This window comes from Salmonella sp. 2020_1395, from assembly GCF_043848115.1.
Classification (GTDB): Bacteria; Pseudomonadota; Gammaproteobacteria; order Enterobacterales; family Enterobacteriaceae; genus Salmonella; species Salmonella enterica.
This window is the reverse complement of sequence record NZ_JBCMFH010000004.1, coordinates 324,857-350,911: the sequence shown is the minus strand read 5'-3', so window position 1 is coordinate 350,911 and position 26,055 is coordinate 324,857. Positions and strand designations below refer to the sequence as shown.

At 52.1% G+C, this 26,055-nt stretch carries 32 protein-coding genes; 10 read left to right on the top strand and 22 right to left on the bottom strand.

Annotated elements, in window-relative coordinates:
• Positions 1-146: 146 nt before the first annotated feature.
• The gene (gene yodD / locus ACH0WD_RS09145; protein WP_000844798.1) at positions 147-374 is read right to left on the bottom strand and encodes a YodD family peroxide/acid resistance protein; all 228 of its coding nucleotides are present in this window, start codon (positions 372-374) and stop codon (positions 147-149) included.
• Between the two features lie 128 nt (positions 375-502).
• On the opposite strand from yodD, the gene dsrB reads away from it, so the two are divergent.
• Positions 503-697, top strand: a complete 195-nt coding sequence (dsrB, locus tag ACH0WD_RS09140) for a protein DsrB (RefSeq protein WP_000867218.1) — start codon at positions 503-505, stop codon at positions 695-697.
• Positions 698-735: 38 nt separating this feature from the next.
• Here the strand turns inward: dsrB and rcsA are convergent, their stop codons facing one another.
• From rcsA to fliF, 14 genes are all read right to left on the bottom strand, one after another.
• Positions 736-1,359: a transcriptional regulator RcsA gene (gene rcsA / locus ACH0WD_RS09135; protein WP_000103971.1), complete on the bottom strand. Its 624-nt coding sequence runs from the start codon at positions 1,357-1,359 to the stop codon at positions 736-738.
• Between the two features lie 281 nt (positions 1,360-1,640).
• Complete coding sequence (gene fliR, locus ACH0WD_RS09130; protein ID WP_000616949.1) at positions 1,641-2,435, bottom strand: flagellar biosynthetic protein FliR; 795 nt, start codon at positions 2,433-2,435, stop codon at positions 1,641-1,643.
• Between the two features lie 8 nt (positions 2,436-2,443).
• Entirely contained in the window at positions 2,444-2,713 is a 270-nt protein-coding gene (gene fliQ, locus ACH0WD_RS09125) for a flagellar biosynthesis protein FliQ (RefSeq protein WP_000187355.1), read from the bottom strand.
• Between the two features lie 9 nt (positions 2,714-2,722).
• Positions 2,723-3,460, bottom strand: coding sequence for a flagellar type III secretion system pore protein FliP (fliP, locus tag ACH0WD_RS09120; RefSeq protein WP_001253411.1), 738 nt, complete (start codon positions 3,458-3,460; stop codon positions 2,723-2,725).
• Positions 3,460-3,837: a flagellar biosynthetic protein FliO gene (gene fliO, locus ACH0WD_RS09115; protein WP_000978276.1), complete on the bottom strand. Its 378-nt coding sequence runs from the start codon at positions 3,835-3,837 to the stop codon at positions 3,460-3,462. Before fliO ends, fliP begins: the two co-directional genes overlap by 1 nt.
• Positions 3,837-4,250, bottom strand: coding sequence for a flagellar motor switch protein FliN (fliN, locus tag ACH0WD_RS09110; RefSeq protein WP_001282111.1), 414 nt, complete (start codon positions 4,248-4,250; stop codon positions 3,837-3,839). The genes fliO and fliN overlap by 1 nt, the downstream gene beginning before the upstream one ends.
• Positions 4,247-5,251 carry a flagellar motor switch protein FliM gene (fliM, locus tag ACH0WD_RS09105; protein WP_000502811.1) on the bottom strand — a complete coding sequence of 335 codons (1,005 nt, stop codon included), beginning with the start codon at positions 5,249-5,251 and terminating at the stop codon, positions 4,247-4,249. The genes fliN and fliM overlap by 4 nt, the downstream gene beginning before the upstream one ends.
• A gap of 4 nt (positions 5,252-5,255) precedes the next feature.
• Positions 5,256-5,723: a flagellar basal body-associated protein FliL gene (gene fliL, locus ACH0WD_RS09100; protein ID WP_000132169.1), complete on the bottom strand. Its 468-nt coding sequence runs from the start codon at positions 5,721-5,723 to the stop codon at positions 5,256-5,258.
• A gap of 104 nt (positions 5,724-5,827) precedes the next feature.
• Positions 5,828-7,051, bottom strand: a complete 1,224-nt coding sequence (gene fliK / locus ACH0WD_RS09095) for a flagellar hook length control protein FliK (protein ID WP_000631667.1) — start codon at positions 7,049-7,051, stop codon at positions 5,828-5,830.
• On the bottom strand, positions 7,048-7,491 hold the full coding sequence (gene fliJ / locus ACH0WD_RS09090; protein ID WP_000046981.1) for a flagellar export protein FliJ: 444 nt from the start codon (positions 7,489-7,491) through the stop codon (positions 7,048-7,050). Before fliJ ends, fliK begins: the two co-directional genes overlap by 4 nt.
• Before the next feature lie 21 nt (positions 7,492-7,512).
• Entirely contained in the window at positions 7,513-8,883 is a 1,371-nt protein-coding gene (gene fliI, locus ACH0WD_RS09085) for a flagellar protein export ATPase FliI (RefSeq protein ID WP_000213257.1), read from the bottom strand.
• Entirely contained in the window at positions 8,883-9,590 is a 708-nt protein-coding gene (gene fliH, locus ACH0WD_RS09080; protein WP_000064158.1) for a flagellar assembly protein FliH, read from the bottom strand. The genes fliI and fliH overlap by 1 nt, the downstream gene beginning before the upstream one ends.
• The gene (gene fliG, locus ACH0WD_RS09075; protein ID WP_000067735.1) at positions 9,583-10,578 is read right to left on the bottom strand and encodes a flagellar motor switch protein FliG; all 996 of its coding nucleotides are present in this window, start codon (positions 10,576-10,578) and stop codon (positions 9,583-9,585) included. Before fliG ends, fliH begins: the two co-directional genes overlap by 8 nt.
• Positions 10,571-12,253: a flagellar basal-body MS-ring/collar protein FliF gene (gene fliF / locus ACH0WD_RS09070; protein ID WP_001276828.1), complete on the bottom strand. Its 1,683-nt coding sequence runs from the start codon at positions 12,251-12,253 to the stop codon at positions 10,571-10,573. The genes fliG and fliF overlap by 8 nt, the downstream gene beginning before the upstream one ends.
• 216 nt (positions 12,254-12,469) lie before the next feature.
• Here fliF and fliE point away from each other — a divergent pair, with 216 nt between their 5' ends.
• Positions 12,470-12,784 (top strand): flagellar hook-basal body complex protein FliE, encoded by a 315-nt coding sequence (gene fliE / locus ACH0WD_RS09065; RefSeq protein WP_000719037.1) that lies wholly within the window; start codon positions 12,470-12,472, stop codon positions 12,782-12,784.
• Positions 12,785-12,903: 119 nt separating this feature from the next.
• Here the strand turns inward: fliE and ACH0WD_RS09060 are convergent, their stop codons facing one another.
• From ACH0WD_RS09060 to yedE, 3 genes are all read right to left on the bottom strand, one after another.
• Complete coding sequence (locus tag ACH0WD_RS09060) at positions 12,904-13,290, bottom strand: hypothetical protein (protein WP_077905751.1); 387 nt, start codon at positions 13,288-13,290, stop codon at positions 12,904-12,906.
• 265 nt (positions 13,291-13,555) lie between these two features.
• On the bottom strand, positions 13,556-13,789 hold the full coding sequence (yedF, locus tag ACH0WD_RS09055; RefSeq protein ID WP_000790504.1) for a sulfurtransferase-like selenium metabolism protein YedF: 234 nt from the start codon (positions 13,787-13,789) through the stop codon (positions 13,556-13,558).
• Positions 13,786-14,991, bottom strand: coding sequence for a selenium metabolism membrane protein YedE/FdhT (gene yedE / locus ACH0WD_RS09050; protein ID WP_001519382.1), 1,206 nt, complete (start codon positions 14,989-14,991; stop codon positions 13,786-13,788). Before yedE ends, yedF begins: the two co-directional genes overlap by 4 nt.
• Before the next feature lie 185 nt (positions 14,992-15,176).
• Between yedE and yedD the strand changes: the two genes are divergently transcribed.
• Positions 15,177-15,590 (top strand): lipoprotein YedD, encoded by a 414-nt coding sequence (gene yedD / locus ACH0WD_RS09045; RefSeq protein ID WP_000754694.1) that lies wholly within the window; start codon positions 15,177-15,179, stop codon positions 15,588-15,590.
• A gap of 39 nt (positions 15,591-15,629) precedes the next feature.
• Here yedD and amyA read toward each other — a convergent pair whose 3' ends face one another.
• The 4 genes from amyA to fliD all read right to left on the bottom strand — a co-directional run bounded on the left by amyA (position 15,630) and on the right by fliD (position 19,382).
• Positions 15,630-17,114 carry an alpha-amylase gene (gene amyA / locus ACH0WD_RS09040; protein ID WP_000795484.1) on the bottom strand — a complete coding sequence of 495 codons (1,485 nt, stop codon included), beginning with the start codon at positions 17,112-17,114 and terminating at the stop codon, positions 15,630-15,632.
• Between the two features lie 71 nt (positions 17,115-17,185).
• Complete coding sequence (fliT, locus tag ACH0WD_RS09035) at positions 17,186-17,554, bottom strand: flagella biosynthesis regulatory protein FliT (RefSeq protein ID WP_000204899.1); 369 nt, start codon at positions 17,552-17,554, stop codon at positions 17,186-17,188.
• Entirely contained in the window at positions 17,554-17,961 is a 408-nt protein-coding gene (fliS, locus tag ACH0WD_RS09030; protein ID WP_000287760.1) for a flagellar export chaperone FliS, read from the bottom strand. Before fliS ends, fliT begins: the two co-directional genes overlap by 1 nt.
• Positions 17,962-17,975: 14 nt before the next feature.
• Positions 17,976-19,382 (bottom strand): flagellar filament capping protein FliD, encoded by a 1,407-nt coding sequence (gene fliD, locus ACH0WD_RS09025; RefSeq protein WP_000146815.1) that lies wholly within the window; start codon positions 19,380-19,382, stop codon positions 17,976-17,978.
• Here fliD and ACH0WD_RS09020 point away from each other — a divergent pair.
• From ACH0WD_RS09020 to dcyD, 7 genes are all read left to right on the top strand, one after another.
• Positions 19,381-19,620, top strand: coding sequence for a hypothetical protein (locus ACH0WD_RS09020; protein WP_001141165.1), 240 nt, complete (start codon positions 19,381-19,383; stop codon positions 19,618-19,620). The two genes, fliD and ACH0WD_RS09020, sit on opposite strands and share 2 nt — an antisense overlap.
• Before the next feature lie 17 nt (positions 19,621-19,637).
• The gene (locus tag ACH0WD_RS09015; RefSeq protein ID WP_000079835.1) at positions 19,638-21,155 is read left to right on the top strand and encodes a flagellin; all 1,518 of its coding nucleotides are present in this window, start codon (positions 19,638-19,640) and stop codon (positions 21,153-21,155) included.
• 78 nt (positions 21,156-21,233) lie between these two features.
• Positions 21,234-22,439 carry a flagellin lysine-N-methylase gene (gene fliB, locus ACH0WD_RS09010; protein WP_000659243.1) on the top strand — a complete coding sequence of 402 codons (1,206 nt, stop codon included), beginning with the start codon at positions 21,234-21,236 and terminating at the stop codon, positions 22,437-22,439.
• A 196-nt stretch (positions 22,440-22,635) separates the two neighbouring features.
• The gene (locus ACH0WD_RS09005) at positions 22,636-23,355 is read left to right on the top strand and encodes an RNA polymerase sigma factor FliA (RefSeq protein WP_001087453.1); all 720 of its coding nucleotides are present in this window, start codon (positions 22,636-22,638) and stop codon (positions 23,353-23,355) included.
• Positions 23,356-23,413: 58 nt separating this feature from the next.
• Positions 23,414-23,965, top strand: a complete 552-nt coding sequence (gene fliZ / locus ACH0WD_RS09000) for a flagella biosynthesis regulatory protein FliZ (RefSeq protein WP_000218080.1) — start codon at positions 23,414-23,416, stop codon at positions 23,963-23,965.
• Between the two features lie 146 nt (positions 23,966-24,111).
• Complete coding sequence (gene tcyJ, locus ACH0WD_RS08995) at positions 24,112-24,912, top strand: cystine ABC transporter substrate-binding protein (RefSeq protein WP_000761640.1); 801 nt, start codon at positions 24,112-24,114, stop codon at positions 24,910-24,912.
• Between the two features lie 153 nt (positions 24,913-25,065).
• Entirely contained in the window at positions 25,066-26,052 is a 987-nt protein-coding gene (gene dcyD, locus ACH0WD_RS08990; RefSeq protein WP_001128188.1) for a D-cysteine desulfhydrase, read from the top strand.
• Positions 26,053-26,055 lie beyond the last annotated feature (3 nt).

Genomic DNA, 26,055 nt, shown 5'->3' with positions numbered 1-26,055 from the left:
TGTAAAAAATATTTACTTGTCATGCAAAAAAATTGCAGATAAGGTAAATCTCACATCAGATTTCCTGGTGTAACGAATTTTCAAGTGCTTCTTGCATAAGCAAGTTTGATCCCGACCCGTAGGGCCGGGATTTTTTTCGGCCATTTTTAACGGTTTACTTCTGTTACACTAAAATCATGAATATCCAGCTCGAATGCTTCAGCTAATTCATGCCATGTATGATATTCCCGTCCGTCTACGCTCACCCGCTCAGGATCTTCCTGGCTACGGTGAACCTCGCTTTCGCTGATTTCATTGATGGCCGCCAGTAGCGCATCTACATCGACGCTCACTTCGCGCTTGGCCGTATCACTGTACTCTTTTGCCGTTTTCATCTTCACTACCTCACGGGTTCCTGACAGCCTAAGTATAGACCGTTGAGAAAACCAGCAAACACGCCAGCAAGGCGCTGTCAGACGCAGAAAATTGTTCTACACTGGCACAAAGCGACAGGAGGAAAATGATGAAGGTGAATGATCGGGTAACCGTTAAAACGGACGGCGGTCCCCGCCGACCAGGCGTGGTACTGGCAGTGGAAGAATTTAGTGAAGGCACAATGTACCTGGTTTCGCTGGAGGATTACCCGCTCGGCATCTGGTTCTTCAATGAGTCAGGTCACCAGGATGGTATTTTTGTCGAGAAGGCGGAGCAGGACTAATTGAGCCGGACTGGAGGTACATTGCCAGTCCGGATGTCTCAGCGCATGTTAACAAAAATGCCGTTAGTGACGTTATCTGTCAGCCGCACTACGTGATAGATCACTTGTTTATTATGCGTTTTTATCTTTCTTTTTATATTCCCCTTATGGGAGGATACTGTTTTTGCTTTAATATTCATTCTGTCAGAAATCTGAATGGTTCCCTGACCTTCCATCCACATTCGCAACATGCTGGATTCAGTTCGACTTAACGATAATGTTGGTAAATTTATGGTTCCTGAAATACCCGACTCTTTTTTCAGAATATCGCCAAGAATGGTATCCAGCGAGTCAGGTTTAATCGATTTCGAGCTAATCAATAAGTTTTTTCTTACTAATAAATATTCATCAAAATGCACATTAGCAATTGCCATAAAAACAATAAATAACGTGTCAGGATGTTGATTAATGATTTGCTTTATTTGTTGACTGTCTGAAGGCGTATGAATGAAACAGTCCTCATTAATAAACACCACCGAAGGCTGATGCGCGCCACAAGCGATAGCGAGTTCGTCAACGGTTTCGATGTCGTTGATTTCCCTTTTTTTCACCCCTCTGCTGACCAGATACCCGCTTAACCCTAGCCGGGTGTAACTGCATAAATCCATAATAATCGTTGACATGGCATACCCTCACTCAATGCGTAACGATAATTCCCCTTACCTGAATAACTCACCATAATCAGACGGAACACGAATAGTCACCTTAGACAACGCTTACGCGGTTTTTCAGGCGAACTTACTATCCCGTAAAGTTACATATAATTTGCCAGGAATCATCTTAAAGTAAAGTGAATGTTGCGTTATGTGAGTGAAGTAAAAACAAATAAGGGGCAGCGGATATATCCTGGTGAATGTTTTTTAAAATTTATTTTCGGATAAACCTTAGTAAAACAGGATAAAAATTATGGGTTATTATTTATCGGCATCTCGCTAACAATATCAGCAAGCAAATTGAAAATTTCGCTGAATAAATGTTCGCAAAACGGCGCAATTAATGGCATTAGCGCGGCCATCAGCATAATGCCGACGGTGAGGGTAAGCGGGAAACCGATAACAAATATCGAGAGCTGCGGCGCCATGCGGTTTAATAGCCCCAGCGCCAGGTTGAGCGTAAGCAGGAGGGTAATGACCGGCAATGCCAGCATCAGTCCGTTTAAGAAAATGAGCCCACCGGCCCTGGCGAGCGCCATAAATGCATTACTGTTCACCGGGTTACTACCGATGGGCAGAGTATGGAAGGTATCGACCAGCAGCGAAATAAGCCACAAATGGCCATTAAAGGTGAGAAACAGTAGCATGGCGAGCATATCCATAATACGCGCCAGAACCGGCATATTCAGGTGGCTGCCCGGGTCGACGAAGGTGGCAAAGGAAAGCCCCATTTGCAGACCGATAAACTCACCTGCGGTACGCACCGCCGCAAAGGCGAATTGCATGGTAAATCCCAGCGCAATACCGATCAGAATTTGTTGCATCGCCAGCCATAAGGCGGCAATAGAAAAAAGCGGCGTATCGTTTGCCGGTAGCGACGGCGCGATAACAAGGGTAATCATTATTCCCAACCCCAGTTTTACCCGCTTGGGAATAGCGCGCTCGCTGAGAATGGGCGCCGTTGAAATCAGCGCCAGTATGCGCAGCAAAGGCCAGAAATAGAGATGCAGCCAGTATAGCCATTGCTCGCTTGTAACCTGGATCATCGTTCTGTTTATCCGATGATATAAGGTAAATTGCTGAACAGAGTGCGTACGTAGTCCAGCAGCAGGTTGAGCATCCACGGGCCGGCAACGATAATTGCGATGAATACCGCGACGATTTTAGGGATAAACGACAGCGTCATTTCATTAATCTGAGTCGCGGCCTGCAAGATGCTGATAATGAGGCCGGTAATCAGCGCGACGAGTAACAGCGGCGCAGCCAGGGCGAGAGCGACTTTCATCGCCTCGGTGCCCATCATCATGACGGATTCAGGAGTCATTTTGCGCCTCTAACTGTAAAAGCTTTGGGCCAGCGACCCTACAAGCAATTGCCAACCATCGACCAGCACAAACAGCATCAGCTTAAACGGCAGGGCGATTGTCGCTGGCGGCACCATCATCATCCCTAACGCCATCAATACGCTGGCGATCACCAGGTCGATAATCAAAAAAGGGATAAAAATCGTAAAACCGATCTGAAACGCCGTCTTTAATTCGCTGGTGACATAAGCGGGCAGGAGGATACGCATCGGTACTGCTTCCGGTCCCTGTAACGGACCGCTATTGGCCAGACGGGCAAACAGTGCCAGATCGGCTTCGCGGGTTTGGCGCAGCATGAACGCGCGTAACGGTTGCGCGCCTTTATCCAGCGCTTCCTGCATAGAAATTTTCTGCTCGCTAAACGGCTGGTAAGCATCCACGTAAATCTTGTCAATGACGGGCGACATAATAAAAAAGGTCAAAAACAACGCCAGCCCGAGTAACACCTGATTTGGCGGTGCCGAGGGCGTGCCCAGCGCGTTACGCAACAGGCCAAAAACAATGATGATACGCGTGAAGCTCGTCATCATCAGTAAAATCGCCGGCAGAAACGTCAGCGAGGTGATGAAAACCAGCGTCTGGACGGATAATGACCAGCTTTGGCCTCCGCCCGCTAATGGTTGGCTGATAAGCCCCGGCAGTTGCGCAGCGGCGGCGGGACTAAAAAGCCACAGACCCGCCAGAGAAAGGAATAACAAACGGCGCATCAGGATCTCCCGGAACGCTTGAGTAAGCTCTTCATCATGTTCTGGAAATCCGCCGGTGGGGCAACGGGTGCTTCCGTGTCATTCTCCGCGGGCGGCAGGGTGTGCAGCAGGTTGATCTGCGAGGCGGTCACGCCCAGTACCAGGCGCGCATTTTCGACCTCGACAATCACCACGCGTTCGCGCGGGCCAAGCGAGGCGCTGGCTGACACCTTGAGCCCCCGGACGCTATTTCCTTTTGGCGCGAATCCCATACGCTTAATCACCCAGGCCGCCGCCAGAATGAGCGCAATAATGCCAATTAATGCGCCGCTCACCTGCATGAGCGGCGATCCGGCTGGCGCGGTGGGCTGAGAAACCGTGGCCTCTGTCTTCATCATTAACGACTCAAACGACGCATACGCTCGGATGGCGTAATAATATCGGTGATACGTACGCCGTATTTATCCGCCACGACGACCACTTCACCCTGGGCAATCAGGTAGCCATTAATCAGGATATCCAGCGGCTCGCCCGCCAGCCCGTCCAGCGCGACGACCGACCCCTGCGTCAGACGCAGCAGTTCTTTAATGGTCATTCGCGTGCGGCCCAGCTCTACGGTCAGTTTGACCGGGATATCCATAATCAGATCGATATCCTGCATAGCACCGCTGACATCGCCGCCGCCAAGCTGTTGGAAAACCGCGTCGGCGGCGCTTTTATTGGTGGTCGCTTTTTGCTCGTTTAACGCGTCAGCCCACAGATCATCCAATGCGCCAGTATTCTCATCGGACGGATTATTCATGTCACTCATTTGGGCTGTTCCTCATTCAGCGAATTCAAAATTGGGTTGATCAAATGTTCTACGCGTAGCGCATACTGTCCGTTTACGGTGCCATATTGGCTGGTGAGTACCGGAACGCCGTCCACATGAGCAATAATGCGGTCGGGTTTTTCAATCGGCAGTACATCGCCGGGTTTCAGCTTCAAAATCTGGGAAAGACGTAACGGAATATCGGCAAAATTGGCCACCAGCTCCAGTTCAGAGTGCTGAACCTGGCGTACCAGGTTATCACGCCAGTTCTGATCTTCATGGCGCGAGTTTTCCAGCGGCGGATTCACCAGCAGCTCACGCAGCGGCTCGATCATGCTAAATGGCAGACAGATGTTAAATTCACCGGTCAGATTGCCGATCTCCACATGAAACGGCGTATTGACGACGATATCGTTCGGCGAGGTGGTGATATTGGTAAATTTCACCTGCATTTCGGAACGCACATACTCCACTTCCAGCGGATTAATGGCTTTCCATGCGTCGCTATAGCCTTCCAGCGCCAGTTTCAGCATACGGTTGATGACACGCTGTTCCGTATGGGTAAACTCGCGGCCCTCGACTTTGGTCGGAAAACGACCGTCGCCGCCGAACAGGTTATCGACGGCAATAAACACCAGACTCGGCGAGAACACCACCAACCCGGTGCCGCGTAGCGGCTTCAGGTGGATCAGGTTCAGGTTGGTCGGTACCGGCAGGTTACGCGCAAATTCGTGATACGGCTGAATACGTATGGCACCCACGGTAATATCCGGGCTGCGGCGCAGCAGGTTAAATAATCCCATCCGGAACTGGCGTGCGAAACGCTCGTTAATAATCTCCAGCGCCTGCAAGCGTTCACGCACGACGCGACGCTGAGTATTGGGATCGTAAGGGCGAATATCGCTATCGCTTGCGATACCGGGAGTGGGTTCGTCTTTGGTGTCGCTGTCGCCGTTCAACAGCGCGTCGATTTCAGCCTGAGAAAGAATACTATCGCCCATATCGTTACCGCAGAATAAAAGCTGTATAAAGCACGTCAGTGACGACCTGTTTTGGTTGTCCGGCAACGAGCGGCGCGGCCAGCGTCTCTTTAATGGCGGCAATCAGTTTTTGTTTGCCAGCTTCTGTTGAGAGCTCGGCGGCATTCTGGCGGGAAAACAACAACAGCAGACGGCTGCGTACTTCCGGCAGATATTCATTTAATCGCGCGCGTGTCGCTTCGTCTTTCAGACGCAGGGTCACGCCGATATACAACACGCGATCCGCATCGCCCAGATTGACGGTAAACGTATCCAGCGCAAAAAATACCGGCGCGGGCGGCGGAGCCGGTTCCGCTTTAGCGTTCGTGGTCGGTTGCTGCTGCATACGCCAGTAGCTATAACCGGCGGTCGCGCAGGCGGCGAGGGTAATCAACACCAGCAAAGGTATCCAAATCGAGCGTTTGCTCTTTTTGTTAATCGCGGAGTCAGTCATCTGATACGGGCTTCCTGTTTCGGTACTGCTTATTGGCTGATTATCCCGTGTCCTGTCCACGACAAAGCGTGGAAAAGACGCGGATAATCATGCTACCTCTGGCGTTAGGCGAAGATATCCACTGCGCCATTGCCGCGCGCGGCGGCCTGAAGCGAGGCCGGCGCCGCTAACGCTATGTCATCTTCAGCGCCAAACGCGTCCGTGTGTTGGGCGCGGGCAGACTGTTGTTGCGATGAAGACTGCTGCTGTCCGGCAAAGCTTTCGCTACTGATGCTGCTTTGTCCCAACTGAATGCCGCTTTCCGCCAACTGAGTGCGCAACATGGGCAGGGCGGCTTCCAGCGCGGCGCGGACATGGCTGTGCGGCGATACCATCTGGAGCTGCGCCTGATTGTCATCCAGCTTGAGCGAAATATGCACCTGACCTAACTCTTCCGGATGCAATCGAAGCTGCGCGCTTTGCTGTCCCTGACGCGTAAATAACATGACCTGCTGACTGAACGTTTGCTGCCATTCATGGCTGCCTAACGGCGCGCTGAGTACCGGGGCTGAGGCGACAGGTAGCGGTTGCGGTTGCGCCGTGGCGCTGCTGAGCGTCGGCATTGCCGCGCCATGCGTTACTGGCGCGGGCGGGCTATCCACCTCCACTTTCGCGCTGGTCGCGGCGGCAGCGACCACCAGCGGCGTCAGTGATGGCCCCGTGGCGCGATCGTCGCTGGCGCGCGCAAGCGACGCCTCGGTTTTCCCTTTTTCATGCTCGCTAAAAGAGAGCGTATGTGTCTCTTCCTGCGGCGCCGATGGCATGTCGCCGCGCAACAGTGACGGCAAGGCGATGTGATTTTCAGCCAGCGTCTCTCCGGCGACAGGCGTCGCGACAGGTTGTCCGGGCAGCATGGCGAATAAGGCGCTCAGACTGGCAAGATCCTCATCGCTCAGCGCGGGCGTTTTCTCATCATGCTGCGCCGTCTTACTCAGTGCGGCCAGAGCGCTGGTTTTCAACGATGGCGTTAGCGTAGACAGTAGATGCTGCGCTTGTGTCAGATCGGTAAGCGTTTCATCCGTCGCATTCGCTTTTTGCGCCAGCAGGTCGGCAAGCTTCACCGCCTGGCCCGGCTCGCCATGTTGGGTCAGTAGCTCTTTCGATAACTTGCCGCCTGCCGCCTGTAAATCGGCCAGCGTGATGCGGGCGTCTTTGCCCTGTGCGCCGTCTGCGCCTAACGCGCCCGCCAGGAGCGCCAGAAAGTCCTCGGCTGAACCGGTGGTTTTTCCTGACGTCAGACCCGCGGTCATGTCGGTATCGGTGGTGATCAGTTGGGGCAGGGTGATCATTCGGGTTTCCTCATTGCTGCACGCTGAGCAAATTCATCCATCTTTTTCTGATCCATGCGGTTTTCAGCTAACAGCGCTGCCGCGGTTTGTCGGTCCTGTAAGGTTTGCCAGGCCTGAAGTCGCTGCTTTTTCTCACGCCAGCTCTTCAGCGCCAGGTCGACTTTTTGCGTCCACTGCGTAAGCTGGAGGCGATGCTGCTCTATCGCCTTTTCCAGTGTCTGAATAAACTGCTGATAGTTGATCCAGCGATTACTGGCGATGCCGTTGCCCATATCGGTGTTCAAATTACTGCGATACTCATTCTGATAATCGATCAGCATTTTGAGCTGTTCTTCTGCCTGTTGGCAGCCGCGACGCATTTCGCCCAGTAAACGCGCCGCGTCATCTACCTCTTTTTCGGCCAGATCTTTGAGTGTTTCCAGAGCGCCATGTTGTGCCATGATCGTCGCCCTCCTGCTTTATCACACCGTCGGGAAAATTAAATCGAGCGCCTGCAGAGAGTCCTCCCAGTCGGCCCGTTCAAAAATGCCTTGCTGCAAAAACGCTTCCAGTTGCGGCCATAAGGTAATGGCTTTATCGAGCATCGGATCGCTACCTTTGGCATAAGCGCCGACGCTGACCAGATCGCGGTTACGCTGGAAACTGGAAAGCAACTGTTTAAATAGCCGTACCCGCGCATAGTGCTGCTCGGTAATGAGCGCGGTCATCGCCCGGCTGATTGACGCCTCGATATCAATGGCCGGATAGTGCCCGGCCTCCGCCAGACGGCGGGACAAGACAATGTGCCCGTCGAGGATTGCGCGTGCCGAGTCGGCAATGGGATCTTGTTGGTCGTCCCCCTCGGTCAACACGGTATAAAACGCGGTGATAGAGCCGCCGCCGTGGATGCCATTACCGGCACGTTCGACCAGCGCCGGCAGCTTTGCGAACACCGAGGGCGGATAACCTTTGGTGGCTGGCGGTTCGCCGATTGCCAGCGCAATTTCACGCTGTGCCATCGCATAGCGCGTCAGCGAATCCATAATCAGCAACACATGCTGTCCGCGATCGCGAAAGTCTTCGGCGATGCGGGTGGCATAGGCGGCGCCCTGCATTCGCAGCAGTGGCGAAACATCCGCCGGGGCGGCAATCACCACCGAACGCGCGCGACCGTCGGGGCCGAGAATATTTTCGATAAAATCTTTAACTTCGCGGCCACGTTCGCCGATAAGTCCCACGACAATCACGTCCGCCCGCGTGTAGCGCGCCATCATGCCAAGCAGAACCGATTTACCAACGCCGGAACCGGCAAAGAGTCCCATACGCTGGCCGCGCCCTACGGTTAACAACGCGTTGATAGCGCGTACGCCGGTATCCAACACATGTTCGATTGGCGTTCGCTGTAGCGGGTTAAACGGCGGCGTGATTAACGCGCCAGTTTCCAGCGTATCCGGCGCAGGCAGTCCGTCGAGCGGTTTACCGCCGCCATCCAGCACCCGACCAAGCAGGGCCGGGCCGAGCGGTAGCTGTTTGCCGCTTTGCAGACCGTCGCCATGCCCGTTACGGGCGTAAACGCGGGCACCGGGCAGAATGCCTTCGACCTCTTCCAGCGGCATTAAAAACAGACGCTGGCCGTTAAAACCGACGACTTCCGATTCCACCTCTTTGGTTTCAGGGCCGTCCTGGCGCTCAATAATGCAGGTGGCGCCCAGCGGAAGCTGGAGACCGGTGGCCTCCAGTACCAGGCCCGTGGCGCGGGTTAAACGTCCATAACGACGCACCGCCGGCAATAACGCCATTTTTGCTTCAAAGTTGTCGAGCGCGGTAAGCCAGCGGGTCAGACGCGTGGTCATCAGAGCACTCCCGGCGCCGCCAGGCGACACAACTCTTGCCAGCGAGTGGCGACGCTGGCGTCCAGATCGCCCTCATCGGCAGAGACTTTACACCCGCCGTGATGCAACGTTGGATCGCCGCGTAACCGCCATCCGTGAAGACTGAGCGTGGCGCCCAGCATCTCTTCCACCCGCTGTAAGTCGTCCGGATGCACGCGCAACTGCGGCTTGCCGCTAAAGAGCGGCTCTTGCTGCAACAGTTGTTGAATCTGTTTAATCAGCGCCGAGTTGTCCACCGCCGGCGTTTGGCCGATGACCTGACGCGCAGCCTCCAGGGCCATTTGCATCAGCCGTGAGGCGATAACGCTATCGAGCGCGTCAAGCGTGTTCTGAAACTCGCTCACTAACTGCTGCATACGGGCATGAATCGGTGCCTGCTGCGTCTGCGCCTGGGCTTGTCCTTGCTCCAGCCCCTGCGCTAACCCTTCCTGGTATCCCTGCGCGTGTCCTTTTTGCCGTCCCTCCGCCAGCCCGGCGTTATAACCTTGTTCATGGGCCTGTATTTTTAGCTGCGCCAGCTCCTGCTCCAGCTGCTGTTCGGCAGTGAGTTCGGGCTCCGGCGTATCGTCTGTCAAGGTCACGTTATCAGCCTCAACCGGCACAAACGTCTCCGGCGGCGGGGCGAGATCGTCGGGGGTCCAGACTTGCCACGGCAATTCATTAGACATAGGTATCCTCGCCGCTGCCAATCACCATTTCGCCGGTTTCCGCCAGACGACGCACAATAAGCAGAATCGCTTTCTGCTCGTTTTCCACCTGAGACAGACGAACCGGGCCACGGTTGGCAAGGTCGTCGCGCAGGATATCGGCGGCGCGCTGGGACATATTGCGCAGGAACTTCTCGCGTAATGGCGGTTCGGCGCCTTTCAGAGCGATCAGTAGCGATTCGGAATCCACTTCCTGCAGCAGACGCTGGATACTGCGATCGTCCACATCCACCAGATTTTCGAACAGGAACATCTCGTCGATGATTTTCTGCGCCAGTTCGCCGTCGAATTCGCGCACAGCGGTAATAACCGCTTCTTCCTGCTGCGTTTTCATCAGGTTGATAATTTCCGCCGCGGTTCTTACGCCGCCCATTTTGCTGCGTTTCAGGTTCTGACCGTCGAGCAGGCCATTCAGCACTTCGGTCAACTCCGCCAGCGCCGCCGGCTGTACGCCGCCAAATGTCGCGATACGCAGCATCACATCATGACGCAGACGCTCGTCAAACAGCGCCAGAATATCGGCGGCCTGACTGCGTTTGAGGTGGACCAGAATGGTGGCGATAATCTGCGGGTGTTCGTCGCGAATCAGGTCGGCGGCACTCTGCGGTTCCATAAAGTTGAGCGTTTCGATACCGCTGGTGGTATCGCGCGTTTCCAGAATATCTTCCAGCAGGCTGGAGGCGCGTTCTTCGCCCAGCGCTTTAACCAGTACGGAGCGCAGGTATTCGTTGGCGTTAATATTCAGCGCGGCGAACTGCTCCGCTTCTTGCTCAAACTCTGATAGTACGTCCGTCAGTTGTTTGTTGGAGATCTGACGCACGTTAGCCATCGCCGTACTTAACGCCTGCACTTCGCGAGTGGAGAGGTGTTTAAACACCTCTGCCGCCCGGTCTTCGCCAATGGTCATCAACAAAATGACGCTTTTATCGGTACCGCTAAGATTACTCATGATCGTTACTCATCCACTGGCGAATGACCAGCGCCACCACGCGCGGATCGTTGTCTGACATTTCGCGAATACGCTGGCTCATCACCTCGGCGCCCAGACGCTGATTAGCCCGGCGTTGCTGGAGCTGCTCGTCTTTGCTAAGGCGTACTTCCACGGCTTCTTCGGTTTCCTGGCGAACCTGCGCCTGTTCCTGCGCCGCTTTCGCTTCTTCAACGCGGCGCGTCAACTGCGGACGTACCGCTTTGCGCCACAGAATCCAGGCCACCACCAGCACCAGTAACCAGCGACCTGCCGCGAGCAACTGATCGATAAAGGACTGCTGTTGCCAGAAGGGCAGTTCGCCGCCGGTGTTATCCACTGCGCTAAACGGTGAATTCACCACGTTTAGCGTATCGCCGCGTTTATCAGAAAAACCCATCGCCTCACGGGTTAGATCCTCGATCTGTTTCATCTGATCGGCGGTTAATGGCAGCGGTTTGCCATCCGCCAGCGTTTTGTAATTCACCACGACGGCCACGGAGAGACGCTCAATATCGCCCACATTCATTTTGGTGTGACGAATGGTGCGGTCCACTTCGTAGTTACTGGTTTCATTACGCTGCGTATTGCGCGGGCCAGCGTTGTTACTGTTGGTACTGGTGCTGGTTTGTGGCGTATTCTGCGCGTTTTGTTGATTGGTCGGCGGCGTGGCGATCGGCGCCTCGTTAGGCGGCGCTGGTTGGTTCGACAGCGCGCCAGGCACGCCGCCGGGATATCCCGCGCCTACCTGTTCGCTAATATTCAACTGACGTGAACGCAGGGTGGCCTTCGACGCATCGCCGTTCGGGCTGTAGTGCTCTTCCGTCTGTTCTTTATTGGCAAAATCCAACTGGGCGGTTACCTGAGCGTGAACATTACCGTTCCCGACGATAGGCGACAGAATGGCTTCGATACGGCGTTGGATGCGGCTTTCCACATCATTAGCGAATTTTAATTGCGCGTCATTAAGGTCGCGACCGCTGGTATTGGATTGCGTGAGCAGATGACCGGATTGATCGACCAGAGTGACGTTTCCTGGCGGCAAACCAGCGACAGCGCTGGAAACCAGATGTACCACGGCGCTAATTTGTCCTTCATCCAGCGCCCGTCCCGGTTCAAGTGTGACGGTGACGGAGGCGGAAGGGGATTTTTGTTCCCGCACAAATAGCGACGGCTTTGGCATCGCCAGGTGAACGCGGGCGCTTTTTACCGGACCCAGCGTCTCGATCGTCCGGGCCAGTTCACCTTCCAGCGCGCGCTGATAATTCACCTGCTCGCTGAACTGGCTGATACCGAATTTTTCCTGATCAAGCAGTTCAAAGCCTACCGCGCCGCCTTTAGGCAGTCCCTGCTGCGCCAGACGCAGACGCAGTTCATGCACTTTGTCGGCGGGCACTTCAATCGCGCCGCTGCCATTGGCAAAGCGATAGGGGATATTCATCTGGGTCAACTGCGCGACGATCGCGCCGCCGTCCTGATCGGAAAGGTTGCTAAATAACGTGCGGTAATCGGGCGTTTTGGCCCACAGCACCATCGCAACGACGATCGCCACGGCAGCGGAACCCGCCACAATTAACGGAATTCGGGGATTCGCGCGTAGGCGATTAAGCCACTCGAGAGGTTTAGGTTGGGTTGCAGTCGATGCAGTCGCACTCATCTCGCACCTCGTGACTGATCGTGGACGGCGTTTTTTGCAAAGTGGAACAAGACTCACTCCCGGGTCAGCAAACTCGAAAAATTGACGGTCTCATTATTTGTGGTTTCGAATTTTTCTATGCGCTAAAAACCGAGGTTTTTTATCGTTATTTAACGCCTTTATCTTATTGACAAACTGGTAATCTCTGCTGCGTAAAAAATCATCCAGGGGAATAGCATGGCAGCAATACAGGGGATTGAAGGGGTTATTAGCCAGTTACAGGCGACGGCGATGGCCGCGCGCGGGCAAGACACGCACTCGCAGTCGACGGTGAGTTTTGCCGGCCAGCTACATGCTGCGCTGGATCGTATTAGCGACAGACAAACGGCGGCGCGCGTTCAGGCGGAAAAATTCACTCTGGGTGAGCCGGGCATTGCGCTTAATGACGTGATGGCTGATATGCAAAAAGCGTCCGTCTCTATGCAAATGGGGATTCAGGTGCGCAACAAGCTGGTCGCCGCGTATCAGGAAGTCATGTCCATGCAGGTTTAAGCCAGGGCTGACAACACATCCGCAGCGAACTCCCGGGCGCTTACCTACGTCAGCGGCGGGGGACGCGACGCCCATGCAACCAGTGCGTGATTATGTGGGCTTATTTTTGCGAGGCGCGCTCATTTTATTGATAAGCGGGTTGCACATTGTTGCAGGGACTTATTAAAAATAGGGTACGCCTGTTTACTGACGCCATTCATTCCTACTATTCGTTCTGAGGCTATTGTCATTGAGTTTGCAATCCAGAATGTTCCTGCAATATATGCGCCGTTGCGATAATACACGGTAAATTCTTTATTAATGCCTGGAATATCTGTTTCATGGAGATCCAGTATATACCCATACGGGGACAGATTATCAGCGAGACAGCGGGCAATGACGCTCGGATGTGCATTGACCACTGTGACGGGTGAGTAACGGGCAGCGGCAAGACAGACGACTCCAATAATGGAGATGAAAATAATTTTTATCATTTTTTTGGCTTCTGCTGTGCATAAATAAATCATCACCTGATGATGTCAGTGAGTAAAAATATAAATACCTGATAGTCTTTTATGGCGTAGACGGAAAATAATAATTATTTTATGTTTTGCTTAAAATAGTCATGGATTTTTCATCGGCTCAACCAAAATTAAAACGGTATACGTTATATAATAGATTTATGCCACGGCGCACAAGACGACCTTGTCTGATTTCTTTTATGCGTTTTAGATTTTTGCCGGTTATGCCGTAAAAAGGTCTCCCGCCGTAACGTACAGCGGGAGTATGCGCTTATTTTTGAATCAGATAACGAATTGTTGGGCCATCCTGCTGAATATCCAGCACCGTATAGCCGTGATTGCGCGCATCCAGTGGAATATTATTAATGGACTGCGGACAGTCGCTCACCACTTCCAGGATCTCCCCTTTTTTTAGCTGCGGCATCGCTTCCAGAGTGGCGACCGCCGGGTACGGGCAAGGTTCGCCAACCATATCCAGACGGTAATCAGGGACGATATTTTTCATACAGATTCCTTAGCAGGCGTCAGCCCCGCACGGCGGAAAAAACGTTTTTCCCAGCCGATGATTAACATCAGCGCGGTAAATAATAACAGGTAGGTGACCAGCAGACCGCCCAGCGGACCAAAAGTATTCAGCAGGTTAACTTTATCCCAACTGGTCGCCAGCGCGGGTGCGAAATCATCCCAGTAGTAAGCCAGGATGGTCGAACCGATGACATTGCCGAGGCCCACCCACCAGTAATGCACCTGGCCTTCTACGGCGCGGTACATCCAGCCGGTTTCGCAGCCGCCCGCCAGCACGATGCCAAAACCGAACAGCAGTCCGCCAATGACCGCATTCGGGCCAGCCCACATAATTTTAGGTGCAACGCCCAACTGCACGTAGCTGAAAATACCAATGGCGCTGACCGCCATGCCAAAAATAATCGCTTTCGCCATATGGGCGCGTCCGGAGATCCACAGGTCGCGAAAGGCCGAAGTAAAGCAGATTTGCGCGCGCTCGATCAGCAGCCCAAATCCGACGCCGAACAGCATCGCCAGCCCCAGTTTCGGCTGATGCATTGCCGTTAATAACGCCCAGCCAATCATGCCGATAAAGACCAGCATACCGAGCCTGAAACGCCGTCTTGCCTGATCCGGTTTCTGCGTCAGTGGCGAAGCCGCGGAGACCTTTTGCATTTTCACCGGTATGCGAAATATCGGCAGCAACGTAAAGCGGGCGCCGAACCAGGAGCCGATAGCGGTCGCCAGCGCAAAGAACCACGCGTGTAGGGAGAACTGCGGGATTCCGGTAAAAAAGGCGGCCAGGTTACACCCCATCGCCAGACGCGCGCCGAAGCCAGCGATCATGCCTCCGACCACCGCCTGTACGATACGGATTCGGCTGCGCGGCATACGCAGTTTTACGTTGTTGGCCCACAGCGCCGCGGCGAAACAGCCGCCGAACATGCCGAGGATCATCATGCCGTCGATACGCGTCAGCGGCGTACCTTCCAGATGAATCAGCTTGTAGTAGCCCCACTGTTCGGCATGAACGCCAAAAAGCTGCAAAATTTGCCCGCCCCAGCGGGTAAATTCGCCCGTCACGGCCCAGAACGTGCCGGTGATGCCAAAATAGTAGGTAGAGAGAATACCGGCTGCGATCACCGCAGGGGCCGGCGCCCAGAATTTAATTAACCAGGTTTGCTTGAAGTGTTGCCATGACATGTGTTTAGCCTCTGAACTCAGAAGGTGTGAAACAAGAAGTGCGCATACTACACCGATCACAGAATTTGCCTACACCTAATAAGCGGTAATACCGACTGGATCAAATTGCGGCCAGCGCCTGGAAAGGCTGGCGGCGTCAGGGCTTTAATGCCACAATTCCTCTTTCTTCTGATGCAGGATGAATGATGAAAAAAGTAGCGATCGTTGGCGCATTGCTGGTTCTGGCCGGATGCGCCGAGGTGGAAAACTATAATGATGTGGTGAAAACGCCCGCGCCGGCCGGTCTGGAAGGGTACTGGCAGTCAAAAGGCCCGCAACGTAAGCTGGTGAGCCCTGAAGCTATCGCCAGCCTGGTAGTGACTAAAGAAGGCGATACGCTGGACTGCCGCCAGTGGCAGCGCGTTATTGCTCTGCCGGGCAAGCTGACCATGCTCTCCGATGACTTAACCAATGTTACGGTTAAGCGTGAGCTCTATGAGATTGAGCGCGACGGGAATACCCTGGAATATGATGGCATGACGCTGCAACGGGTCGCTCGTCCGACGCCGGAGTGCGCCGCCGCGTTAGAAAAAACGCCGCTGCCGACGCCGCTGCCGTAATTTCGCTTCCCGGCAGCGCTCTGCCGCCGGGAACGCTCATCACACGTCCTCAATGACCCACACGCTGACGCTGCCTGCGTTGCAGAAGAACGTCGCTTCGCCTTGATCATTAGTTACAACATGCTCACTGCGGTTTCCCAGAAAATCACGCCAGGTCTTGTTAGCGTAATTGTCGCCGAGCAGGAGGGTTTTTTCACCGTCGTCGCCATTGGAAAGTACAACCACACAGCCTGGATTCTCTTCAGTACCGCTGCGACTAAAGGCGATACAGTTAGGATGATCGAAAAAGAGAGTTTGTATACCGTGCGCAAAACGCTGACGAGCAAGGATCAGCCGATCCAGTTGGTTAATCACCGGCATGTCGACCCGACAGGTCTCGCCATTTTCGCCGCTATCCTCATAGCTGGCGCCGTATAAATCGGGATAAAACACTGACGGTACGCCGTTTTCACGAAGCAAGATCAGCGCATAGGCCAATGGTTTGAACCAGGGTTCTACCGGCGCTTCCAGCGCCTGTAACGGTTGTGTATCATGGTTAGCGACCAGCGTCACCGCATGAAAAGGGTCGGCTTCTACCAGCGTGCCGGTGAAAATGTGGCGCATGTCATACTCCGCGCCCTGGCGCGAGGCCTCGTGAAATTTCATCTGCAACGGCGCGTCGAACAGCATGGTTTTCCCGTCGACCTGATCGATGTACGTTTGCAGTTTATCCACTTCATGCGACCAGTATTCTGCGACAATAAACAGCGGTTTTGGCGCAACCGCCTGTACATGATCAATCCATTCTTTATAAAACCAGGCGGGTATATGTTTTACCGCGTCCAGGCGAAAGCCGTCACAGTGGGTTTGTTCCATGACCCAACGAGCCCAATATTTAATCTCTTCCGTAACCGCGTGATTGCGAAAATCGATATTTTCACCCATCAGATAGTCGAAATTACCCATCTCATCATCAACCTGATCGTTCCAGCCATCGCCGGTATAGTCATTGACGATCTTAAAAATGCCGTCTTCGTCGGGATTCTCGATGTGATCAATGCCGCTGAAACAGTGATAGTCCCAAATAAAGTTGGAATACTGGCCCGCGCGGGCAGGGAAGGTGTAGCGCGTCCAGCCTTCGCATTCAATGATGTTGTCATCGATTTGCGTGCGGTCATCCTGATTCACGCGCTGAACGCGAATACGTTCTTTTTCGTCTGCGCCCATTTTGTGGTTCACGACGACGTCGAGCAGCACCGCAATATTATTTTTTTTGAGCGCGTCTATCGCCGTCAGTAACTGGCGTTTATCGCCGTACTTTGTCGCGATAGTTCCTTTTTGGTCAAATTCGCCGAGGTCAAACAGGTCGTAGGTATCATAGCCTACGGAATAGCCGCCGGAGGCGCCTTTACAGGCGGGCGGTAGCCAGACCATATTGATACCGATATCATTCAGCCCATCAGCACGTTCCGCCAGCTCAGACCAGAGTTTACCGCCGTCGGGATAATACCAGTGGAAGTACTGCAATAACGTGGGGTTTTTCATCTTCCGTGCTCCAGAAGTCGTTTAGCCGACCTCTGGAGTATGGAAGAATTTTCATACGAGACGGGAAAATATTATGAGGCGCCAGGCGCGTCTGGCACGAGTAACATACCGGAAAGACGGCCATAAGCGTTGTTGAGTGATTTTTGGCGGGTGGATTGTCCGATCAAACTACTGAGTTCATCCAGTCGCTGTTGCAGCAGCCCTTTCAGGAGCTGCTCATTATCCAGCGTTTGTTTGATGTATCCGGCGACCATATCCTGAATACTTCGCGTAATGCCCGGTGGAGTTTGCTTTTCCATCACCGTTTCAATACTTTGCAGATAGGAGACCTCTTGTTGCAGTAAGAGATCCCATTCACCTCGCTGCGCAAGTTCAAGCAGCGATTGACTGAGCAGCGCAATACGCTGCCAACGGTTGATAAACTCCACGGTTGAGGTCATTAACGAGACTCCTGGAAAGATGCTTTCGGTGAAATCTGCTTCCAGGCTTCTGCAATATTGCTGAGTAACCCTTCCACTTCTTCGATGGCCTGAGCGTCGTTACGCAAATTAGCCTGCAGTAAACGGCGAATCATATAGTCGTATAGCTCGGAAAGATTCGTCGCAATCTCACCGCCTTTTTCCTGATCGAGGCCGGCTTTCAGCCCGTTATCGATAATATTGATGGCTTTGCTTAACGCTTCACCTTTCGCGACAACATCGCCTTGTTCTAAAAACAGGCGAGCGCGCACCAGAGCGCTATTCGCGCCATCAAACAACATTTCAATCAACTGATGCGGGCTGGCGCTCATCACGGCGCTTTCCACGCTGATTTGCGCATAAGCTTTGATACCGCTCGCGGTGTACATGGTAACCTCTGTTATCAGGACTTGTTCATAGCATTAAATTGCTGGGTCAAATAAGTACTGGTGTTATTCAGCTTACTCATCATGGTATCCAGTTGGGTAAACTGGGCCTTGTAACGGGCAACGGTGTCGTCAATGCTACTGCTGACGGTCAGATATTGCTTAGTCAGTTTTTTCAGCGTGGCGTTAATACTGTCCTGGGCGCTGTCAATAATGCCGTCATCGGCCAGATAACCTTTCACTTCGGTGGCAATTTTGGTGGTGATCCCCGTTTCTTTACCATCACCTACCAGCAGCTCACGTACAGAAGCGGTATTTTCATCCAGCGCTTTTTTAAGCTTGGTATCATCAATTTTTAGTTTTCCGGTGGTACCATCAGAAGTAATACCAATTTCATTCAGGGTCTTAAATGTACCTGTACTTGCACCATTAGCGAACTGAGCGCGGATTCCAGTTTGAATCGTTCGCACCACGGTATCTCCAAGTAGTGCACCGTTGTTTTTGTCCTGTTCTTCAGCCCCTGGATCAACCTCTGTATATTTTGTTAATGAACTAAAGGTATCAAGCAGCGAGTTGTAGGCATCAACCCAACCTTTGACGGCTTCGGTCGCCTTTTCATTATCTTTTGTGACAGTAATACGGGCGTCTTTTACTTCTTTGGTTAGTTCAAGCGTCACACCTTGTGGAGCGTCAGTGATTTTATTACTCGGTCGCTCAATATCAATGCCGTTAACGGTTAACAAAGCATTATCTGCAGCAACCAGTTGCTTCATTTTGCCCGTGCCAGTACTACTATCATAGGACAACAGATCGCTGAGTTTGCTATCGCCTTCCACAGAGATAGTCATTTGATTATCCGTGCCACTATCTGCGGTCAGTACAAGCTGATAATCGCCTTCTTTAACTTTAACGATACTGGCGGAAATACCACTGTCAGCATCATTAATGGCGTCACGGATACCCTCTAAAGAGGTTTGATCTTTAGTGAGCTTGATTTCAAGTGGTTCTTTACGGCCTTTCTGTTCAATTTTTATGGTACGGCTGTCAGATGTGGTATCTCCCAGCACTTCTTTGGTAGATGTAATTTTGGTTGCTGTACTCAAAGATTGTGCTTGTGCTAACTGAGTTACGCTAACCACATAAGTTCCAGGTGCGGCCCCAGCTTCCGTCGAGACTTTCAGGTCTTCTGTACTGCTGGTGACATTCGTACTTTTAAACAGATCGGCTTTATTTAACGCCGTGTTTGCTGTTTGAAACTTCTCCAGTGCACTTTTTAAAGTACCGTATGCCGTTAGACGGGCCGTATTAGCACTCTGCTGCTGTGTGATCGGCGTTAAGCGTCCTTTTTCAGCGTTGGTCAGTTTAGTCAGCAGTGAATCCAGAGGTAAGTTTGACCCTACACCTAATGATGAAATTGAAGCCATGCCATCTTCCTTTCGATTGCAAACAGTAGTTAAACGCGTTATCGGCAATCTGGAAGCAAAGTTTAATGATAATTTTGCAAAAATAATGCGTGGAATAATGATGCATAAAGCGGCTATTTCGCAGGCTAAGAAAAAGATCGGGGGAAGTGAAAAATTTTCTAAAGTTCGAAATTCAGGTGCCGATACAAGGGTTACGGTGAGAAACCGTGGGCAACAGCCCAATAACATCAAGTTGTAATTGATAAGGAAAAGATCATGGCACAAGTCATTAATACAAACAGCCTGTCGCTGTTGACCCAGAATAACCTGAACAAATCTCAGTCCTCACTGAGTTCCGCTATTGAGCGTCTGTCCTCTGGTCTGCGTATCAACAGCGCGAAAGACGATGCGGCAGGTCAGGCGATTGCTAACCGCTTCACTTCTAATATCAAAGGTCTGACTCAGGCTTCCCGTAACGCTAACGACGGCATTTCTATTGCGCAGACCACTGAAGGTGCGCTGAATGAAATCAACAACAACCTGCAGCGTGTGCGTGAGTTGTCTGTTCAGGCCACTAACGGGACTAACTCTGATTCCGATCTGAAATCTATCCAGGATGAAATTCAGCAACGTCTGGAAGAAATCGATCGCGTTTCTAATCAGACTCAATTTAACGGTGTTAAAGTCCTGTCTCAGGACAACCAGATGAAAATCCAGGTTGGTGCTAACGATGGTGAAACCATTACCATCGATCTGCAAAAAATTGATGTGAAAAGCCTTGGCCTTGATGGGTTCAATGTTAATGGGCCAAAAGAAGCGACAGTGGGTGATCTGAAATCCAGCTTCAAGAATGTTACGGGTTACGACACCTATGCAGCGGGTGCCGATAAATATCGTGTAGATATTAATTCAGGTGCTGTAGTAACTGATGATGCAGCACCGGATAAAGTATATGTAAATGCAGCAAACGGTCAGTTGACAACTGACGATGCGGAGAACAACACTGCGGTTAACCTATTCAAGACGACTAAATCTACTGCTGGTACCGATGAAGCCAAAGCGATAGCTGGTGCCATTAAGGGTGGTAAGGAAGGAGATACCTTTGATTATAAAGGCGTGACTTTTACTATTGATACAAAAACTGGTAATGACGGTAATGGTAAGGTTTCTACTACCATCAATGGTGAAAAAGTTACGTTAACTGTCGCTGATATTACCGGTGGTGCGGCGAATGTTGATGCTGCTACCTTACAATCAAGCAAAAATGTTTATACATCTGTAGTGAACGGTCAGTTTACTTTTGATGATAAAACCAAAAACGAGAGTGCGAAACTTTCTGATTTGGAAGCAAACAATGCTGTTAAAGGCGAAAGTAAAATTACAGTAAACGGGGCTGAATATACTGCTAACGCCACGGGTGATAAGGTCACCTTAGCAGGCAAAACCATGTTTATTGACAAAACAGCTTCTGGCGTTAGTACATTAATCAATGAAGACGCTGCCGCTGCCAAGAAAAGTACCGCTAACCCACTGGCTTCAATTGATTCTGCATTGTCAAAAGTGGACGCAGTTCGTTCTTCTCTGGGGGCAATTCAAAACCGTTTTGATTCAGCCATTACCAACCTTGGCAATACGGTAACCAATCTGAACTCCGCGCGTAGCCGTATCGAAGATGCTGACTATGCAACGGAAGTTTCTAATATGTCTAAAGCGCAGATTCTGCAGCAGGCTGGTACTTCCGTTCTGGCGCAGGCGAACCAGGTTCCGCAAAACGTCCTCTCTTTACTGCGTTAATCCGGCGATTGATTCACCGACACGTGGTACACAATCAAGGCAGCGAAAGCTGCCTTTTTTAATTCCGGAGCCTGTGTAATGAAAGAAATCACCGTCACTGAACCTGCCTTTGTCACCCGCTTTTCCTGTTCTGGCTCGGCCTGCCGCGATCACTGTTGTAAGGGCTGGAAAATCACGCTGGATAAGACGACGGTCAAAAAGTACCTTACCAGCAAGGATGTAACCATCAGAGAGATTGCCAAAAATAGTATTATTCTTTTAAAGAAAGACCCAAATAACTGGGGGGAGATTAAATTACCATCTGGGACAGGAAGCTGCCCTTATCTGGATGACGATCGTCTGTGCAAGGTACAAAAAACACTGGGGGCTAAAGCATTAAGTTATACCTGCACTACGTTTCCGCGAGTGTTCCATACTTATAAAAACGAGGTTCGACATTCTCTAAGCCTTGCCTGCCCGGAAGTGACTGCGCATATTTTAAACGATGCTGATGCGGTAGCACTCAATGAAAAGGCGATCATTCAGCAGAAGTACAATACCGCGCCGCTATTCTCCCCACAGCAAAAACTACTTAACTTGTTTTGCCTGAGTTTGATTAACCATGCTGCCAGCAATCCGGATGCGGCATTATACGCGTTGATCAAGTTTGTAATGTATGTGCAGAAGTTTCCCCGGATTGATGACGCTGCATTAGGGGAGATTGAGCAAGTGTATGGCACGTTAGTTTCCCAGTTGCAGTCCGGTTCGTTAACTCAGGAACTCGCTAACATTACGCCGGATAAGAAATTCAAAACATCCCTGGTACTGTTGATGCAGGATTATTTCAGGGCGCTCCCACCGAGCAGAGGAAGCTATGTCCTCGATCACTACATCCAGTGCCTTCTGCGGGTGCTGACGGCGGAAGAGGGCGTTTCAATGGAGCAGAAGGTTAGCGATATTGAGTCCTCATTAGCGCGCTGTTTACAGGCGGATGAGCAGCAGAAGAACTGGGCTTTCAGAAATTTAATTCTCTATAAAATTTGGGAAAATAATTTCCCCAACCAGCCGAATGTCGACCCGTTACGCGCGCTGTATATTATCGTGGCGGAATATGCGTTTATTAAGCTATTAACGGCAGCCAGCGTGCATGAGCGCGGGCGGCTTGAGTGGGATGACGTTACTAATATTGTGTATAGCTTTCACTCCCGCAGCCAGCATAACAGCGAGGTGGCGGCGAATTTTCATCGCCATATAGAAACGGTGCGTACTGGCGACGATCTGTCGATGATTCATCTTCTGACATAGTTTTGTTCGGGGTGGGCTTTTGCGCATCCCGTTTATCCTATCTGGCTGATTTTATTCTGCTCTTTTAGCCGCTAAAAAGGCGCTACAGGTTACATAAGTGAAATAACCCTTCTTTTATAGCCTTATTCCTTCGATAGAACCCTCTGTAGAAACGGATAATCATGCCGATAACTCATTTAACGCAGGGCTGTTTATCGTGAATTCACTGTATACCGCTGAAGGTGTAATGGATAAACACTCGCTGTGGCAGCGTTATGTACCGCTGGTGCGTCACGAAGCATTGCGCCTGCAGGTGCGATTGCCGGCGAGCGTGGAACTGGACGATCTGCTACAAGCGGGCGGCATCGGGTTATTAAATGCGGTCGACCGATATGACGCTTTGCAAGGAACGGCATTTACCACTTACGCAGTGCAGCGTATTCGTGGGGCGATGCTGGATGAATTACGCAGCCGCGATTGGGTGCCGCGTAGCGTCCGGCGTAATGCCCGCGAAGTGGCGCAGGCGATGGGACAACTGGAGCAGGAACTGGGGCGTAATGCGACGGAAACCGAAGTGGCGGAACGTCTTGGCATCCCTGTTGCGGAGTATCGTCAGATGTTGCTCGATACCAACAACAGCCAACTTTTCTCTTACGATGAGTGGCGGGAAGAGCATGGCGATAGCATCGAACTGGTGACTGAAGAACATCAACAGGAAAACCCGTTACATCAACTGCTGGAGGGCGACCTGCGACAGCGGGTAATGGACGCGATTGAATCGCTGCCGGAACGCGAGCAACTGGTGTTAACGCTGTATTACCAGGAAGAGCTCAATCTCAAAGAGATTGGCGCGGTACTGGAAGTTGGCGAATCGCGGGTCAGCCAGTTGCATAGTCAGGCCATCAAACGATTACGCACCAAACTGGGTAAGTTATAGGTCGCGCATGGTCGCACCCGAAAAGTGCCGCACAACGTATAGACTACCAGGAGTTCTCATGACGGTGCAGCAACCTAAAAGGCGGCCCTTGAGCCGCTATCTTAAAGACTTTAAACACAGCCAGACGCATTGCGCGCATTGTCACAAACTGCTCGACCGCATTACGCTGGTTCGCCGTGGCAAGATCGTTAATAAAATCGCTATTTCACAGCTGGATATGCTACTTGACGACGCTGCCTGGCAGCGGGAGCAGAAGGAGTGGGTGGCGCTATGTCGCTTTTGCGGCGATTTGCACTGCAAAAAGCAGAGTGATTTTTTCGATATTATCGGTTTCAAACAGTATTTGTTTGAACAAACCGAGATGAGTCATGGCACGGTGCGGGAATATGTCGTGCGTTTACGACGTCTTGGCAACTACCTCAGCGAGCAAAACATTTCCCACGATCTGCTGCAGGACGGTTTTCTCGATGAAAGCCTGGCGCCATGGTTGCCGGAAACCAGCACCAATAATTACCGTATCGCACTACGTAAATACCAGCAATATAAAGCGCATCAGCAGATTGCGCCCAGACAGAAATCCCCCTTTACCGCCAGTTCTGATATATATTAAAAAAGCATAAGATGTAGCAGAGTCGTGTTGGTGAAACGTGGCAAACCTTCTACATTAGGCTGAGTCCCCCAAAGGTTCGCGAGACGTGACGATGCGCCATGGCGGGACACAGTCTATGGTCATTAACGGCAATATTCGGGGTTACTATGAAATTAGCACTGCTGGGACGTCGGGCACTGATGGGAGTAATGGCTGTAGCGCTGGTGGCGGGAATGAGCGCGAAGAGCTTTGCCGATGAGGGTTTGCTGAACAAAGTTAAAGAACGTGGCACGCTGCTGGTAGGGCTGGAAGGTACCTATCCGCCGTTTAGTTTTCAGGGCGAAGACGGCAAATTAACCGGTTTTGAAGTCGATTTCGCCGAGGCGTTGGCAAAACATCTGGGCGTTAAAGCGTCGTTGAAGCCGACCAAATGGGACGGAATACTGGCGTCGCTGGACGCTAAACGCATTGATGTGGTGATAAACCAGGTCACGATTTCAGACGTCCGCAAGAAAAAATATGATTTCTCTACGCCTTATACTGTCTCCGGCGTTCAGGCGCTGGTGAAAAAAGGCAATGAAGGCACGATCAAAACGGCTGCCGATCTGCAGGGCAAAAAAGTCGGCGTTGGGCTGGGGACTAACTATGAAGAGTGGCTACGTCAACATGTGCAGGGCGTGGATATCCGTACCTATGACGATGATCCTACAAAATATCAGGATCTGCGCGTAGGCCGTATTGACGCGATTTTAGTCGATCGTCTGGCGGCGCTGGATCTGGTGAAAAAAACCAAAGGTACGCTGGCTGTCACCGGTGATGCGTTTTCGCGTCAGGAGTCCGGCGTTGCGTTACGTAAAGGCAACGAAGACTTGCTGAAGGCGGTAGATAACGCCATTGCGGAAATGCAAAAAGATGGCACCTTAAAAGCGCTCTCTGAAAAATGGTTTGGCGCTGACGTGACCCAATAATGCTCTACGTTGCCCGGCAGGCTGAGCGCCGCCGGGCAATATCAACCTCATACTATGTCAGCAAACGGAGGCGCGTGAATCGGCGCCTTTTTTATTTCCGTTGGATCAACGTGCATAATAAAAAGAACACACCACAACGTTACCGGAGGCTCAATGCCACTACATCACTTAACGCGCTTTCCTCGCCTGGAGCTTATTGGCGCGCCGACCCCGCTCGAATACCTGCCGCGATTGTCTGATTATCTTGGCCGTGAGATTTACATTAAGCGCGATGACGTTACGCCCATTGCAATGGGCGGCAATAAACTGCGCAAGCTGGAGTTTCTGGTGGCCGACGCGCTGCGAGAAGGGGCGGATACGCTGATAACCGCAGGGGCGATTCAGTCGAACCATGTCCGTCAGACGGCGGCGGTCGCGGCCAAATTGGGACTACATTGCGTCGCCTTGCTGGAAAATCCAATCGGTACCACCGCGGAAAATTACCTGACGAATGGTAATCGCCTGTTACTGGATTTATTTAATACGCAAATTGAGATGTGCGATGCGCTAACCGATCCGGATGCGCAGCTGCAAACGCTGGCGACGCGCATTGAAGCGCAAGGGTTCAGGCCCTATGTGATTCCGGTCGGCGGCTCCAGCGCGCTGGGCGCAATGGGATACGTAGAGAGCGCCCTGGAAATCGCCCAGCAGTGTGAAGAAGTCGTCGGGCTCTCTTCGGTGGTGGTGGCCTCCGGCAGCGCCGGAACGCACGCCGGGTTAGCTGTCGGGCTGGAACATCTGATGCCGGATGTCGAACTGATTGGCGTGACCGTTTCACGTTCTGTCGCCGAGCAGAAACCCAAAGTGATTGCCTTACAGCAGGCTATTGCCGGTCAGCTGGCGCTGACGGCGACGGCGGATATTCATTTATGGGATGACTATTTTGCCCCGGGTTACGGCGTGCCAAATGACGCGGGGATGGAGGCGGTGAAACTGCTGGCGAGCCTGGAGGGGGTGCTACTGGATCCGGTATATACCGGTAAAGCGATGGCGGGTCTGATAGACGGCATCAGCCAGAAACGCTTTAACGATGACGGGCCGATTCTCTTTATTCACACCGGTGGGGCGCCTGCGCTGTTTGCCTACCATCCTCATGTATAACCT

Coding starts and splice junctions, on each gene's coding strand:
- yedE (WP_001519382.1), bottom strand. CDS start 14,991: ATGTCATGGCAACACTTCAAGCAAACCTGGTTAATTAAATTCTGGGCG.
- fliE (WP_000719037.1), top strand. CDS start 12,470: ATGGCAGCAATACAGGGGATTGAAGGGGTTATTAGCCAGTTACAGGCG.
- yodD (WP_000844798.1), bottom strand. CDS start 374: ATGAAAACGGCAAAAGAGTACAGTGATACGGCCAAGCGCGAAGTGAGC.
- ACH0WD_RS09060 (WP_077905751.1), bottom strand. CDS start 13,290: ATGATTTATTTATGCACAGCAGAAGCCAAAAAAATGATAAAAATTATT.
- fliQ (WP_000187355.1), bottom strand. CDS start 2,713: ATGACTCCTGAATCCGTCATGATGATGGGCACCGAGGCGATGAAAGTC.
- dsrB (WP_000867218.1), top strand. CDS start 503: ATGAAGGTGAATGATCGGGTAACCGTTAAAACGGACGGCGGTCCCCGC.
- fliG (WP_000067735.1), bottom strand. CDS start 10,578: ATGAGTAATCTTAGCGGTACCGATAAAAGCGTCATTTTGTTGATGACC.
- ACH0WD_RS09015 (WP_000079835.1), top strand. CDS start 19,638: ATGGCACAAGTCATTAATACAAACAGCCTGTCGCTGTTGACCCAGAAT.
- fliM (WP_000502811.1), bottom strand. CDS start 5,251: ATGGGCGATAGTATTCTTTCTCAGGCTGAAATCGACGCGCTGTTGAAC.
- rcsA (WP_000103971.1), bottom strand. CDS start 1,359: ATGTCAACGATTATTATGGATTTATGCAGTTACACCCGGCTAGGGTTA.
- fliF (WP_001276828.1), bottom strand. CDS start 12,253: ATGAGTGCGACTGCATCGACTGCAACCCAACCTAAACCTCTCGAGTGG.
- yedD (WP_000754694.1), top strand. CDS start 15,177: ATGAAAAAAGTAGCGATCGTTGGCGCATTGCTGGTTCTGGCCGGATGC.
- fliD (WP_000146815.1), bottom strand. CDS start 19,382: ATGGCTTCAATTTCATCATTAGGTGTAGGGTCAAACTTACCTCTGGAT.
- fliN (WP_001282111.1), bottom strand. CDS start 4,250: ATGAGTGACATGAATAATCCGTCCGATGAGAATACTGGCGCATTGGAT.
- fliR (WP_000616949.1), bottom strand. CDS start 2,435: ATGATCCAGGTTACAAGCGAGCAATGGCTATACTGGCTGCATCTCTAT.
- fliI (WP_000213257.1), bottom strand. CDS start 8,883: ATGACCACGCGTCTGACCCGCTGGCTTACCGCGCTCGACAACTTTGAA.
- dcyD (WP_001128188.1), top strand. CDS start 25,066: ATGCCACTACATCACTTAACGCGCTTTCCTCGCCTGGAGCTTATTGGC.
- fliK (WP_000631667.1), bottom strand. CDS start 7,051: ATGATCACCCTGCCCCAACTGATCACCACCGATACCGACATGACCGCG.
- fliB (WP_000659243.1), top strand. CDS start 21,234: ATGAAAGAAATCACCGTCACTGAACCTGCCTTTGTCACCCGCTTTTCC.
- fliO (WP_000978276.1), bottom strand. CDS start 3,837: ATGATGAAGACAGAGGCCACGGTTTCTCAGCCCACCGCGCCAGCCGGA.
- fliL (WP_000132169.1), bottom strand. CDS start 5,723: ATGACTGACTCCGCGATTAACAAAAAGAGCAAACGCTCGATTTGGATA.
- fliJ (WP_000046981.1), bottom strand. CDS start 7,491: ATGGCACAACATGGCGCTCTGGAAACACTCAAAGATCTGGCCGAAAAA.
- fliP (WP_001253411.1), bottom strand. CDS start 3,460: ATGCGCCGTTTGTTATTCCTTTCTCTGGCGGGTCTGTGGCTTTTTAGT.
- fliH (WP_000064158.1), bottom strand. CDS start 9,590: ATGTCTAATGAATTGCCGTGGCAAGTCTGGACCCCCGACGATCTCGCC.
- yedF (WP_000790504.1), bottom strand. CDS start 13,789: ATGAAAAATATCGTCCCTGATTACCGTCTGGATATGGTTGGCGAACCT.
- fliS (WP_000287760.1), bottom strand. CDS start 17,961: ATGTACACCGCGAGCGGTATCAAAGCTTATGCGCAAATCAGCGTGGAA.
- ACH0WD_RS09020 (WP_001141165.1), top strand. CDS start 19,381: ATGCCATCTTCCTTTCGATTGCAAACAGTAGTTAAACGCGTTATCGGC.
- tcyJ (WP_000761640.1), top strand. CDS start 24,112: ATGAAATTAGCACTGCTGGGACGTCGGGCACTGATGGGAGTAATGGCT.
- fliT (WP_000204899.1), bottom strand. CDS start 17,554: ATGACCTCAACCGTGGAGTTTATCAACCGTTGGCAGCGTATTGCGCTG.
- fliZ (WP_000218080.1), top strand. CDS start 23,414: ATGACGGTGCAGCAACCTAAAAGGCGGCCCTTGAGCCGCTATCTTAAA.
- amyA (WP_000795484.1), bottom strand. CDS start 17,114: ATGAAAAACCCCACGTTATTGCAGTACTTCCACTGGTATTATCCCGAC.